The sequence below is a fragment of the Pseudomonas sp. IT-196MI5 genome, from assembly GCF_949767415.1.
Taxonomy (GTDB): domain Bacteria; phylum Pseudomonadota; class Gammaproteobacteria; order Pseudomonadales; family Pseudomonadaceae; genus Aquipseudomonas.
Genome location: NZ_CATKPZ010000035.1, coordinates 1 through 14,031 on the forward strand (window position 1 = coordinate 1; position 14,031 = coordinate 14,031).

The following is a 14,031-nucleotide window of genomic DNA, read 5'->3' on the forward strand; positions in this document are numbered from 1 at the left end:
AGTAGAAGTCACCAATTTTCACTGGCGCGTTGATGTTCTAACGAGCTGGTCACAGAATTTCTTGACGACCATAGAGCATTGGAACCACCTGATCCCATCCCGAACTCAGCAGTGAAACGATGCATCGCCGATGGTAGTGTGGGGTTTCCCCATGTGAGAGTAGGTCATCGTCAAGATTGAATTCCGAAACCCCTGTCTGCTAACGCAGACAGGGGTTTCGTCGTTTCAGGGGTACTGAAAAGCCCGTTGCGGAGCCTCTCCACAACGGGCTTTTTCACATTTTAGGCAAACAGTTTCAGCACATTGTTCATTGCATCATCGGCAAAGCCCTGCACGAAATCCTTGAAGCCCGGTAGCGCCTCGGCGGCGCCCTGCGCCGGTTCGGCGATGATGGTCCAGATGGCTCGGGACCTGCCCGCACCCAGTGGTTCAACGCTCATCGCTGCCCACAGATTGGCCACACCCAGGGTGTTGTAGATAGTGGTCCAGGTCATGTGCCGTGCCTGGTCGTCCCGGGAGTTGAGTTGCTCGACCACCAGGTTGCCGTCCTTGAAAAACTTTTTACGCAGCGATGACACGCCTTCACCAGTCACTTCGATGTGCGACAGTGCCGGGATGAAGCGATCGAAGCCGGCAAAGTTACCGACTACGGCCCATACCTGCGCAGCGTCAGCGGGAACGTCCACCGAGGACACCACGTGGCAGCCTTGAGGGTTTTTGATCAGGGTATCGGGTTGCAGAGTGCTCATGGTTTTGCTCCGTTGGGGGTTGAGTTAGATGAAGTTGATTTCTTTGAGGTAGTCGCAGCCGAGACGCAGCAGCGCCGGGGATTTTTGCGGGTAGTGGGCACCCATCAGCCGAACACCCGCCTGGGCGTTGTCGTGCCCGATCATCGAGATGTCGCCGATGTCCTCCTCAAAGCCGTTGAGGTAGAACCCCAGCACGCCGAACAAGGCGTTGTCGCTGTCGACCCGACCCAGTTGCTGTTGCCAGTCGGCGACGCTGACCATCGCGAATTCACGCCCCGCCTCACGGAAGGACGCCACATAGTTGTCCCAGCTCAGGGGCTCGGGGTTGTGCAGGTTGAACACCGCTTGTTCCGGTTGATAACGACTGGCGTGGAAGGCGATGAATCGGGCGAGGAAGTCCACCGGCATCAAGTCGAAGTTCAAGGCGAATTCCGGCACCTGGCCAAGCTGGATCGAGCCCTTGAGCATCAGCATCAGGCGATTCTTGTGCGGCTGGCACACGCCCGTGAGGCTGTTGAAACTGATGTTGCCGGGGCGGTAGAGATTGACCCGCACCCCAAGCTCCCGCGCCCGTTCGAGGATCCGCTCGCCGACCCATTTGGACAGGTTGTAGCCGTTCTTGATGTAGATGGGTGGTGTCGGTGCGGCCGGCATCTCAAGCACTCGGCCGTCGGCGGATATCGTGCTGGAGGCCGAGAGCGTCGAGACGAAGTTGAAGATTTTTTTGCTGCGTCCTTCGCACAGGCGCAAACATTCGAAAATCGGCTCGACGTTGTCACGGGCCAGCGACTCGTAATCGAGAACGTGATTGACGTTGGCCGCGTTGTGCACCAGTGCGCCAAATTCTCGATCCAGTCGCTGGAAAGCCTCGGGCGCCAAACCGAGTTCCGGCTGCGTGATGTCCGCCGCGTAAACTTTCACCCGGCTCATATCCAGATGCTCCAGACGGTTCTCCCGCAACGCCTGGGCAAAGCGCTCGTCCGCCGATTGCCCGTTGCCATCGCGAACCAGGCAAGCGACTTCGCTGGCACCCCAAGCCAGCAACGCATCGACGATGTGTACACCGACAAAACTGTTGGCACCGGTGACGATCACCTTATGCACATCGCCCATGCGGCTGACGGGCAGCGGCTGAACATCCAGCTCGCGGAAGGCATCGCGCATGGCCTGTTCGCTCAGCACTTCTTCGCTGCCGGAACCGCGCACCAAAGTCGCCAGTTTCTCGAGAGTGGGGAGTTCGATGAAACGGTTGATCGAGATGCTGCGCCCGAACTCCTCGCGCAGTCGCAGGAGCATGCGCGACAGCAGGATCGAGTGCCCGCCCAGATTGAAGAAGCTTTCGTCGGTGGAAATGTCGCTCGCCGGCAGCTCCAGCAACTCGGCCCAGATTTCCAGCAGCAAGGCCTCATCGGCGTTGACGGGCAGGCGCCGTGAAGGGTTATCGGTGACGCTCACAGGCAGTTCCAGCAACGCCTTGCGGTCGACCTTGCCGTTGCTGGCGTAAGGCATGCTTGCCAGCTCGGTCCATGCGGCGGGGTGCATGTAGTCCGGCAGGTGCTGTGTCGCGTGGGCCTTCAACGCTTGGCGAGCGGTGCCGGGGAGGTCTTCCCGAGGTTGGGCAAGGAAGGCCAGGATCCGTCGCTGGCTATCGATGACCACGGCAACCTGGCGGTACAGCAGGCTGTCGCGCAGACAGCGCTCAATCTCTTCCGGCTCGACCCGGAACCCGCGGATCTTCACCTGATTATCACGCCGACCGCACAGCTCGATCCCTTCAGCCGTCCACTTCGCCATGTCCCCGGTGCGATAGACACGCAGGCTCCGGCCATCAGGCAGACTCAGGTCCAGATAGCGCTCGGCGGTTTGCTGCGGGTTGTTCAGGTAACCCAGGCACACACCCGGGCCGGCGATGTACAACTCACCGACGGTCTGTTCGGCCACCGGTTGAAAGTCATCATCGAGAATCAACACCTGGCTGTTGGCGATTGGAGCGCCCAGCGAGCGGTTGTTGTCGCCTGCCTGGAGTTTGCGCGCGGTAATCAGCACCGTGGCTTCGGTGGGCCCGTAGAGGTTGTAGAGCTTGCCCTGACGGCTCAGTTGCTCAATGACCCACGGCTCGCAGACATCGCCGCCGGTCATCACATGATCCAGGCACTGCAACTGCTCCAGTGGCAGGATGCTCAACAAGGCGGGCGGCAAAAAGGCGTGGGTCAGTTGTCGACGACAAATCAGTTCCGCAAGTTGCAGCGGATCGCGGCGTTGGTCATCACCGGGCACGATCAGCTCGGCGCCTTGTAACAGGGTCGGGAAGATGTCGATCAGCGATGAGTCGAAACTCAACGAAGAAAACTGCAACACCCGGCTCTCGCGGGTCAGCTGCACATAGCCGGCGTACCAGTGTGTGAAGTGCGCGAGGTTGGCATGGCTGAGCAGCACGCCCTTCGGATGGCCGGTGGTGCCCGAAGTGTAGAGCGCCATGCATGGCGCATCGAGGTCGGGGCGTTGACGCATCAACGGTTGAGTGAGGTCTGCGTCAAGGACATCGATGCGGCTGATGTCCAGCCCCGGCATCTGGCTCGCCAGGGGATGCTCGCCGTCATGCAGCAACAATACCGCACCAGCATTCGACAGAATGTATTGCTGACGCTGCAACGGATGGCTCGGCTCCAGCGGCAAGTACACCGCGCCACTGCCCAGGATTGCCAGAATGCCCGCATACAGCGCTCTGCATTTGGGCAAGCAGATCCCGATGACTACCGGACCTTGATGCTGATCCAGCAGCGGTCGCAAACGTTGCTCGATGGCACGGCTGAGCGCGTGCAACTGGCGGTACTCGAGGGTGTCGCCAGCGATGCTCAAGGCCGGATGGTCGGCGCTCTGGATGAATTGCTGTTCCAGCCTTTCGATCATCGGCGTTTGCGCGAGTTGCTGCAGCTGTGGGTCGGCGGTGCTATTGAGGCGATGCACGAACGCAAGGCTGTCCAGGAACCACAGGCTCTCGATGCGCTCGAAGCGGACGGGGACGGCGGGTACGGCATGTCGAAAATAGTCGGCATCGCGCGAGTAGCGGCTGACCAGCAGCGCCACGTGGTCAACCAGTGCTGTCAGGGCCTGCATACGCAAAACCTGACCGTTACCCGACGGTTCATCGGCAATGGGTACACGGGTCAGCAGCGTTGAGCCGAGGCAGCACAACACGTCCAGCGATGGCAGGCCGGACGCCTGCGGCAGGCCGAGACCCAATTGAATTGTCAGTCGTGGCGCATCCCCGATGTACTGAAACGGTGTGCCGTCATCGATCAGCAGATCAGCCTGTCCAGGCATATCGTCGAGCGCGCAGATCCGCGTCAGTGAGTGACCGTGTTGTTCGAGTTCCAGTGCCAGGTCGGTCAGGGCCTGGCTTTTTCCGGTGAGCAAAATGTCGAGACGTCTCATGATGGGCTCCTCGTCAAACCAGGTAGTCGCTGAGGGCGGTTTGAACGCACGGCGAATCGAGCAGCGAACTGCTGTGGAAAAACCGCACAATGTTGGCCACCAGCGGGTGATGGCGATTGATCGGGAAGGCCATTGCCGACACTTCGCTCTTGAGTGCGTGACGCGCCGTGTCGTTGATCTGCAGTGCGTCGATCAAGCGGAAGTCGAAGGATTTCTGTATGTCGTTGGTCAGGTAATGAGCAATGAACACCGGCAGGATCTGCGCGATGCACTGGCGCTCGCCTGCACTTGCGGTATGCCAGTAGATGCGTACCAGCCGTGCCCAAAAACCGGAATGTCGCCCCTCGTCCAGCAGGTGATCGGCCATCAGACCCTTGATCGATTGCTTGACCGTGTCGTCCTTGGCGAACGCGGCGACATCTCCGGTCACCGTGTTTTCGGCGATGGCCACGCAGATCAGTTCTACAGCGCTGCGCAGGTGCTCCGGTGCCAGCGCCACGGCCGCCGGTATCGCCCGGCTCAGCTCGATCTCATCCGGCAATTCGATGGGGGTGATGCCGGTCAACGCGATGGTCTGTTGCATGAAATCCATGGCCACCAGCGCGTGGTAATCCTCGTCCACCACGACCGTCATGGCGTCGTAGCGGCAGGCGAACGGGAACTCGAACGCGAAGCGATTCTTGGCGATGCTGCGGGCGGTTTTGTCGACGATCTCGGTTTCGAAAATCACCACATCGTTGATGAACTTGTAGAGCGTCTGCACCAGGGCGAAGTCGCGCTGTTCCGGGCATTCGCGCAGAAAGGTTTCGCTCAGCACCAACGGTTGGCGGCTCAAGGGGTAGATCAGTTTGTCGTCGTTCTCCAGCACGCGGCGCGGACGTGTGCGGATGGTCGCGCGACCTTCCCAGGCTTCGGCGAAGGATTGGTAGTCGGCGGCGTTCATGCGCTCACCTCCGTGACGGATTCGTTCATGCTCAGGCGCAACCCGTCCCACAGGGCGATACGACTTTCCACGGCAGCGATGGCGCTGGCGTACACGTCTTCCTGCCGTTGCGGGTCGCTATCGACCAATCGCGACAGGAGCTTTTCCGCTGCCGGGCCGTGGTCTTCGGAGTCGACTTCAATGTGTCGTTCGAGGTAGTAACGGAAGGTCGGCGCCTGCTCGATGCCGATGCCCCAATCGTCGAGGATGCGCTGGAACATCCGCGGGATAACGCTCTCGCGACCGTGCAAAAACGCCGCCGCCACACTGTGACTCGGCGCATGCAGGGCTGTGTGTAGCGTATGGCGAACGAAATGTGCGGCCGCCGGATCGACGTTGACACTCTGCAAGGCCACGTCGTAGCTCACGCCTTCTTGCTGCAGGGTCACGAAGCGTTCGATGGCAACGGTGCAGGCGCCGACTTCGCGCATTGCATCCAGGTACAACTCGAAGTGGCTGTAATGACCTTGGGCCGGGCGGTCATCCGACTCCTCACCCAGCACGATCTCGTTGATCAGCCGCGCTGCCTGGGGATCCTTTGGCGGCAACCAGGGCAGTTGCACACAAGTCAGCTCCTGTTGCAGGCGCTTGGTCAGCGACATGAAGTCCCATACGGCAAACACGTGGGTTTCCATGAAGCGTCGCAGGACCGCAAGCGAATGTATTTCAGCGAAAATCGGATGTTCGCTAAGTTCGGCTTTTTTTTGAATCAGACGTTCTTTAGTTGGTTTCATGGATGAGCCTGTCAGTGATCTTGGTTGAGAAGTAATCAAACATTGAAGTTCGCTGGAGGTTTTCTCCTGGCGAACGGGTACCTCAAACGAATTGATCTTTTTCAGTGCTATAGATGCCGAGTAATTGAGGCGTCTCTGCCGCTTGTGGATGGCGGCGAAGAAAAATTAATACATATATAAAGTGTCGATCAAGTTGTTTTTATATTATTTTAATATTCAACTTTTTTAAGGGTGATAAGTTCCAATAAAACTTTTTATATTGGTTTTATTTTGGCGTAGTTACTCCTTCCGGCCTATATAAGTCAGAATTGAATAAAGAGTGAATGCCTCACTCGAAGTAACTTTTTATCGGGTGTCGTTGGGGGTGTCTGAGGGGGTGGAAGCAGGTCGCGAGTGATGCCGATCCTTCCGTTCCCGTAATGAGGCTCCTTCCTTCGCTTCTTGGGGCGGGGGCGACGCCATTCGCACGGCGAGTCCCCCGTTTTATTGTGTCTTGGTTACCCAGAGTGGGCGCAAATCAAGGCGGCCGCCATTACTGAGGCATCACGCTATCGTTGCGATGGTCAGGTTTGAAGGTGGCAAGGCGCTGGGTTGCGGTATGGCGTCGCGAGGGTGGTGTGGTATGGGCGCAGGGGGGATGTAATCAAATTACTCGCGGTGCACATTCGGGAGGAGTGTGCGGGCAGCGAGGCGAACCTTTCGGTGTGCCTCCCCGGACTTGCCGCTGCAGGTTACTTCGACGTGTTTTTGGTCTGTACTTCAGGGCTGTTGAGGTAGCGCGTAATGACCTCGACCCCTCGGTTCAGGTGATGTTCGAGCAGTTTCACCGAGCGTTCGACGTCCCGGTCTTCGGCGGCCTGCAACAGTGCCCGGTGGTCGTCCTGGGACAATTTGCCCAGGCCCATGGCTTCCAGGTTGAAACGCAGGAACCGCTCTTCTTCAATCAGGCCGTCTTCGACCAGTTTCAACAGTCGGCGATTGGGCGCCCGGCTGTAAAGCGTCATGTGGAACAGGCGATTGAGCCGTCCGATTTCGGTGTAGTCGATTTGCGTTTCGAGTTCGTCGATGTAACGGGCAGCCTGTTCGAGATCTCCGTCCTGCAGCAGTGGCACCGAGAGACGCAGGGCTTCGGATTCCAGCAGGATACGTAGCGCATAGGTTTCCACAGCGTCGCCCTGGACCAGCGGCGCGACCACGGCGCCCTTATGGGCAACCACGTTGAGCAACGATTGTGCTTCGAGTTGGCGCAAGGCTTCGCGTACTGGCATGCGGCTGACGCCAAACAGATCGGCGAGGTCTTGCTGGCGCAGGGCCGCACCGCAAGGAATGCGCCCGTCAAGTATCGCCGCGCGCAGGGTTTCTTCTATCACCGAGCGTGCCAGATGTGCGGGAATTGGCCCGTTGACCTTGATACTGCTGAGAGGGTTGGGCTTTTGTGTCACTAAACGCACCCTGATTGATGGAATATTTTTGGATCCAAATGACACTAGTAACTGACTGACAGCTTGTCAAACAAGCTCACGAGTGCCTTTCTTGCAGTCTAGCGCGCCGCCAGTGATCTCACTGTGCCATTGTTTTTTTCCGGTCTAACCTTCACCATTCAAACGACTCCCTCCTGCCTATCCAGGATGCCTCGCATTGGTGGCAAGTTTAACGATCCCGCGGATTTTACGCTGGCTGTGCAGCGCATTGCTGCTGGCGGGCGTAATGCTGGGCAGCTTGAGCGCCGATTGGGATTTTTCCCTGATCAGCCGACGGGCGCAGGTATTGTACGGACCTTTGGGAGAAGGTCAGCAGCGCATTGATGATTGGCAGTACTTGTTGGCCAGCCAGAAGCAGCTCGGCGAGCTGGAACAACTCGATGTGGTCAATCGCTTCTTCAATAAACAACTGCGATACGTCGAAGACATCGACCTGTGGCACGCAGTCGATTACTGGGAAACCCCGATCGAAGCCTTTTGGAAAGGCGCCGGAGACTGTGAAGACTACGCTATTGCCAAGTACTTCAGCCTGCGTCACCTCGGTGTAGCCAGTGAAAAGCTGCGTATTACCTATGTCAAGGCACTGACTCAGAATCGCGCGCACATGGTGCTGACCTACTACTCGAGTCCCGAAGCCGAGCCCTTGGTGCTCGACAGCTTGATTGATGCGATCAAGCCGGCCAGCCAGCGAAAGGATTTGCTGCCGGTCTACTCTTTCAATGCGGAAGGGTTGTGGCTGCCGGGCGCCAAGGGCAATAACAAGGTCGGCGATACCAAAGGCCTTTCGCGTTGGCAGGATGTGCTGAAAAAAATGCAGGCCGAAGGATTCCCGGTCGAGACGACTAACTAGGAGCACACGCTCAGATGTCTTTGTTCAAACAGCTGTTGATTGCTATCTGTCTGTTCCTGGTGGTCGCCTTCACCGGCAGTTTCATGGTCAGTCTGGAGAGCTCGCGCACTCAGTACGTCAACCAGCTGCGCTCCCATGCCCAGGACGCCGCGACGGCGCTGGCGCTTTCCCTGACACCGAACATCGACGACCCGGCGATGGTCGAGTTGCTGGTCAGCTCGATTTTCGACAGCGGTTACTACGCGAGCATCCGCGTGGTCGATCTCAAGACCGACCAGACCCTGGTTGAGCGCACAGGTATCCCGGCGGTGAACAACGTTCCGGACTGGTTCGTCAAACTGATCGGCCTGGAGCCCGCTGGTGGTGATGCGATCGTCAGCCGCGGCTGGGAGCAGGCTGCCCGGGTCGAGGTGGTCAGTCACCCGATGTTCGCGCTGGCCAAGTTGTGGCAAAGCGCTTTGGGCAGCCTGGGCTGGTTGCTTCTATGTGGCGCGGTCAGTGCGGTACTCGGCGCGCTGTTGCTGCGCCAGCAATTGAGGCCGCTGGATTACATGGTCCAACAATCCCACGCCATCGCCCGGAGGGAATTCCTCAGCCTGCCGGAACTGCCGCGCACCCCCGAACTTCGCCGGGTCGTGCAGGCCATGAACCAGATGGTCGAGAAGCTCAAGGCGCTGTTCCAGGAGCAGGCCGAGCGCAGTGAAAAACTACGGGTCGAGTCCTATCAGGACTCATTGACCGGGTTGGCCAACCGGCGTTATTTCGAGATGCAATTGAATGCGCGGGTGAGCAACCCGGAGCAGGCCAGTTCGGGGTACCTGCTGCTGTTGCGGGTCAAGGATCTGGCCGGTCTCAACCAGCGCCTCGGCGGCCAGCGCACCGATGAAGTGCTCAAGGCCGTCGGTGAGCAACTGTCTCGCGAGTGCGCCAAATATCCGGAAACCCAAAACCTGGTGACCCGTATCCGCGGTGGCGAATTTGCCGTGCTGGCGCCGGGACTGGTACGTGCGGAAGCGCTGCAACTGGCACAGAGCCTCGACAGTGCCTTGGCTAGTCTGCACGCTACCGGCGCCACCGATGTGGCAGCCGTGGCGTCTATCGGCCTGGCGCCTTTTGCTCACGGCGACTCGCCGCAAACCGTGCTCAGTCTTGGCGATCAGGCGCTGGCGCAGGCCGAAGGCCAGGGCGAACAGAACTGGGCCTGTATCGAACACAGCCTCTCGGCCAATGTCGGCGACGATCACCACGCCTGGCATCTGATGCTCGACCAGGCGCTGACACAGCGGCGTTTCGAGCTGTATTTCCAACCGGTAGTCGCCGCCCAGGACACGCAACTGGTACTGCATTACAAAGTGTTGTCGCGACTGCTCGATGAACACGGCCAGACCATCCTCGCCGGGCGTTTTCTGCCTTGGCTGGAGCGCTTCGGCTGGACCGCGCGTCTGGATCGGCTGATGCTCGAGCGGGTGTTGGAACAAATGAGCGAGCATGAGGAGTCGCTGGCGCTGAATCTGTCGTCGGCGACCCTGGGCGACCCGCAGGCGCAAAACAAAATCTTCGAAATACTGCGCGCACACTCCAACCTGGGCTCGCGCCTGACCCTGGAGATTGGCGAAGAGCAACTGCCTGACCAGGCGGTGCTGGAGCAGCTGACCCGGCGCCTGCGCGAACTTGGCTTCTCCCTGAGCCTGCAACGTTTTGGTGGCCGCTTCAGCATGATCGGCAACCTGGCACGGCTGGGGCTGGCGTACCTGAAGATCGATGGCAGCTACATCCGGTCGATTGATCTGGAGAGTGACAAACGCCTGTTCATCGAGGCGATCCAGCGCGCTGCGCACAGCATTGATCTGCCGCTGATTGCCGAGCGGGTCGAGACAGAAGGGGAGTTGTCGGTGATTCGCGAGATGGGGCTATACGGTGTGCAGGGCCAGCTGTTCGGCGAACCCAAGCCCTGGGGTTGATGTGATCGCTCCCACGCCGTGCGTGGGAATGATCGCAGGGGCGCGTCAGATCAGCCCGGTCTCTTCATCATCGATCAATTGGCTCAAGCCACCCAAGGCTTCACGGGCCTGGTTTCGGTCCATGAGCTTGGCCTGGGCCGCCGTTGGCAGGTCGGTGACGCGGATCACGCCTTTCTGGGTCAGCACCTGAATCAAGTCATCGAGTACCCGGATCATTTCCAGGTCACTTTGCTTGAGCTGCTTGAGGCTGTTTTCCACCGCCGCGTTGGCAAACCAGGCCTGGATCTCATGATTGTCGGCCGCCAGCGTTTCCGTGGCCTCGGCATAGGCGGCGGGTTCCACGCGTACCAACAGACCCTGCGCATCGCGTTGCACGTAAAACATTGAGCATCCCTCAGAATTAACCGGTGTCGTGCTGTCAGCAGCATAGGTCAACCGCACGCCAGTATGTGGCGCGGTGACGAAATCGTCACCGGGCAGTGGGCCTAAACGTGACGGCCACCCCATAAGGTGCGGCCGTTTTCGTGCATCAGCTGTTGTTGTGATCGACTTTGATGGTCGGGTCGCTACCGGCAATCAGGTTGTGCAGGTTGGCGCTCGACCAGTTGTTGCCTTCCAGTTTGATCGTCACGTCCGGCGTGGCCGCCGCCGCATTGCCCGAGTTGAACTGGCCGGTCGAGCTGACTTGCAGCGACGACACGCCATCGACCGTGGTGATCTTCAGGAAGTTGTCGATCGTGCTGCCGGTTTCGCCCTGCAACAGATCGCGCAGGTCGATCCGGTCGCCTTCGCTGGCCTTGAAGTCCTTGATCACGTCGTTACCGGTATCGCCTGCTTTCCAGACGAAGGTGTCACCACCGGAACCACCAGTCAGGGTGTCATTGCCCTTTGCGCCCAAGAGAATGTCATTGCCGTCGCCACCGTCCAGCAGGTCATTTCCGGTCCCGCCAAGCAGGATGTCATTGCCTGCGCCGCCGTAGAGTTTGTCGTCGCCGCCCTGGCCGAAGATGATGTCATTGCCGGCATTGCCCAGCAGTGTATCGGCACCATCTTGAGCGCCAGACACATCGAACACGCTGTAGTGCTCGGTGATGTACTGGTGCACATTGCTTGGAGTGACCAGGTTGGTTTCGACCCCGGTTTGCAGTCCGACAAAAGCTTGCAACGAGGCGTAACCCTCGCCGGTGACGCTGTTGAAGCTCACCAGGTCGCCAAAGATGATGTCATTGCCATCACCGCTGTTGACGGTGTCTTGGCCCGGTAGCGTGGCCTCGCTGTGGCCGAGGATCGCGTTGGCCAGATCCGCAGGGTTGATATTGGCCAGCGGCTTGCCGTCGGTGGTGTTGTAGGGGGCCAGATCGCTTTCTTTGACTTCGTTGTTCAGGCCGATGGCCTGCACAGTGGAGTTGGCAGCCGCCAGCAGGGCAAATGCCGCTGCGGCATTCGAGGCACTGGTGTTGTCGACGTAACCATCGCCATCGTTGGCCGACAGCTCATAAGTGCCGTCACCTTGCGCATGAAGTGTCAGGCCACTGTATTTGGAAGAGCTCCAGTTGCCCTTGTTGTCCTCACTCCATTTGTACACGGAGCCACTGGCATCGACCAACGTACGAGACACACCGCCGATCACTGTGTTGAACGCATAGCCAGGCTTGTAGTCACCCAGTTTCAACAGGCTGTCCAGGGTCACGTCCGTGGCGCTGTTCGACCTGAAGTCAACGACGACCGGGTTGGTCTGCTCAGAGCTGGTGTAAGCGGTTGGTTCACCGTCGGTAATGAAGTAGGTGAGATTGATCGCGTTCGGGTTGCTCTTCGCATCAGCGCTGTAGAACCAGTTGGCGGTGGTCTTGAACACGTCCTCGTAGTTGGTGTATCCACCCGATTTTATGCTGTCGAGAACCGACTTCAAGTTCGCCAGAGCATCCTTGCTGGACAGGTCGATCGAAATCGATTGTTTGACCGTCGTGTCGAAGTCCACGAGGAACACTTTCACAGTGCCCGGATTCGCGTCTTTCGAAGTCGCACTGGCGATCAGCGAAGTGAATACCGCTTCCAGAGACTTCTTCGCCGCCGCCATGGAGCTATCGCCCATACTGCCCGAGCTGTCGACCATGAACGCGATGTTGTAGTTCTGGCCTGGTACGACCGTCAGCCCGCCAATATCGGACACCACGATGTCATTGCCACTGGTGCCGGTGACCGTGTCGTTACCTGCGGTGGCAGTGAGCGGGTTATAGACTGCAGGGTTGATCGTGATCGGAATCTGCGTCGTATTACTGGCCGAATCACCCTGGCCCTCGGTCGAGACTGCCGTAACGGTCAGCGTGTTGGTGCCGGTAGCGTACGGTGCCGGGGTGTAGCTCAACTTGCTCACATCCCACCCGCTGAGGTCGACGACGCCGTTACCGGTTGTGCCAGTAAAGGTGTGCGTGCCATCGGTCAGGGTCGCGCCCGCCGGGATGCCGGCGATTGAGGTAATGGTCTGGGTTTCAGAGCCATCAGTGTCCACCGACGTTACCTTCAGGCCCAGCGCAATGCTGCTGTTCTCGGCCACCTGAGTCGCGGTGGCGGTCACGATCGGTGTATCCGCTACCGCGGTCACACTGATGTCCAGCGTGGTGCTAGAGCCGGTGTTGGTGGTGTAGGCCACAGTCGGAACCTTGCCACTCCAATTGTCGGCCGGGGTAAAGCTGTAGTCGCCGTTTGCGCCGAGAGTCAGCTTGCCCACGTTTGCGATGGTGGCAGTGCTCCCCGCGCTGTACTCGGTGCCCCCAATTGTGAACTTGGTCACGGTGAGGACGTTATCCACATCGCGGTCGTTGGTCAGTACGTTACCGGTGGCGACCGTGTCCTCAAGGGTGGTTTTGAGGTCGGCAGCCAGCACGCTCGGGTCGTCGACCGGGGTGACGCTGATGTTCAGGGTCGAAGTGTCGTTGGGTCCCGAGCCGTCGGTGACGGTGTAGCTGACGGTCGGCACCACGCCGTTGTAGTTGGCGGCCGGGGTGAAGGTGTAGGCGCCGTTGGCCGCGATCAGCAGGGTGCCGACGTTGGCGATGGTCGCGGTGCTGCCAGCGGTGTAAGTGGTCGCACCGACGGTGAAACTGACCACGCTGACCGGGCCGTCGACGCTGCTCGTGCCGGTGAGGACGCTGCCGGTGACGGCGGTGTTTTCCTGAGTGGAGACCGTTTCGCTGAGGTCGGTGAAGTTGTCGTTGACCGGCGTGACGCTGATGTTCAGGGTCGAAGTGTCGTCTGTGCCGGAACCGTCGGTCACGGTGTAGCTGACGGTTGGCACGTTGCCGCTGTAGTTGGCATCCGGGGTGAAGGTGTAGGCGCCGTTCGCCGCGATCAGCAGGGTGCCGACGTTGGCGATGGTCGCGGTGCTGCCGGCGGCGTAGGTGGTGTCACCGATGGTGAAACTGACCACGCTGACCGGGCCATCGACGCTCGAAGTTCCAGTAAGGACGCTGCCGGTCAGGGCGGTGTCTTCCGGAGTCGAGACCGTTTCGCTGGCATCGGCGAAGTTGTCGTTGACCGGCGTGACGTCGATGTTCAGGGTCGAGGTGACGTTGCTGCCGGAACCATCAGTCACGGTATAGCTGACGGTCGGCACCGCGCCGTTGTAGTTAGCGTCCGGGGTGAAGGTGTAAGCGCCGTTGGTGCCGATGACCAGGGTACCGACATTGGCGATGGTCGCGGTCTGGCCCGCTGTGAAAGTGCCAGTCACACCGTCGATGCTGAAGTTGACCACGCTGACCGGGCCATCGACGCTTGAGGCCCCAGTAAGGACGCTGCCGCTCACCGGGGCATCTTCAGCAGTGGTCACACGTTCGCTGGCA

General features: G+C 59.5%; 9 protein-coding genes and 1 rRNA gene. 3 read left to right on the forward strand and 7 right to left on the reverse strand.

The features are described from left to right. Nucleotides 1-60: 60 nt before the first annotated feature. Nucleotides 61-176: ribosomal RNA gene (gene rrf, locus ACM6IK_RS20710) — 5S ribosomal RNA — on the forward strand. 105 nt (nt 177-281) lie between these two features. Here rrf and ACM6IK_RS20715 read toward each other — a convergent pair. The 5 genes from ACM6IK_RS20715 to ACM6IK_RS20735 all read right to left on the reverse strand — a co-directional run bounded on the left by ACM6IK_RS20715 (nt 282) and on the right by ACM6IK_RS20735 (nt 7,342). Continuing rightward, on the reverse strand, nt 282-749 hold the full coding sequence (locus ACM6IK_RS20715) for an SRPBCC family protein (RefSeq protein ID WP_414875801.1): 468 nt from the start codon (nt 747-749) through the stop codon (nt 282-284). Between the two features lie 24 nt (nt 750-773). Beyond that, complete coding sequence (locus tag ACM6IK_RS20720; RefSeq protein WP_414875802.1) at nt 774-4,184, reverse strand: amino acid adenylation domain-containing protein; 3,411 nt, start codon at nt 4,182-4,184, stop codon at nt 774-776. A gap of 13 nt (nt 4,185-4,197) precedes the next feature. Beyond that, entirely contained in the window at nt 4,198-5,127 is a 930-nt protein-coding gene (locus ACM6IK_RS20725; RefSeq protein ID WP_414875803.1) for a diiron oxygenase, read from the reverse strand. Beyond that, nucleotides 5,124-5,900: a DUF3050 domain-containing protein gene (locus tag ACM6IK_RS20730; protein WP_414875804.1), complete on the reverse strand. Its 777-nt coding sequence runs from the start codon at nt 5,898-5,900 to the stop codon at nt 5,124-5,126. Before ACM6IK_RS20730 ends, ACM6IK_RS20725 begins: the two co-directional genes overlap by 4 nt. A gap of 731 nt (nt 5,901-6,631) precedes the next feature. Beyond that, on the reverse strand, nt 6,632-7,342 hold the full coding sequence (locus ACM6IK_RS20735; RefSeq protein WP_414875805.1) for a GntR family transcriptional regulator: 711 nt from the start codon (nt 7,340-7,342) through the stop codon (nt 6,632-6,634). A gap of 196 nt (nt 7,343-7,538) precedes the next feature. On the opposite strand from ACM6IK_RS20735, the gene lapG reads away from it, so the two are divergent. Continuing rightward, on the forward strand, nt 7,539-8,231 hold the full coding sequence (gene lapG / locus ACM6IK_RS20740; protein WP_414875806.1) for a cysteine protease LapG: 693 nt from the start codon (nt 7,539-7,541) through the stop codon (nt 8,229-8,231). Between the two features lie 14 nt (nt 8,232-8,245). Further along, entirely contained in the window at nt 8,246-10,192 is a 1,947-nt protein-coding gene (gene lapD / locus ACM6IK_RS20745; RefSeq protein WP_414875807.1) for a cyclic di-GMP receptor LapD, read from the forward strand. A gap of 45 nt (nt 10,193-10,237) precedes the next feature. Here the strand turns inward: lapD and ACM6IK_RS20750 are convergent, their stop codons facing one another. Then, nucleotides 10,238-10,576, reverse strand: coding sequence for a tryptophan synthase subunit beta (locus ACM6IK_RS20750; protein ID WP_090452373.1), 339 nt, complete (start codon nt 10,574-10,576; stop codon nt 10,238-10,240). Nucleotides 10,577-10,721: 145 nt separating this feature from the next. Next, nucleotides 10,722-14,031 (reverse strand): beta strand repeat-containing protein (locus tag ACM6IK_RS20755; protein ID WP_414875808.1); only part of this gene is annotated, 3,310 nt, incomplete at its 5' end.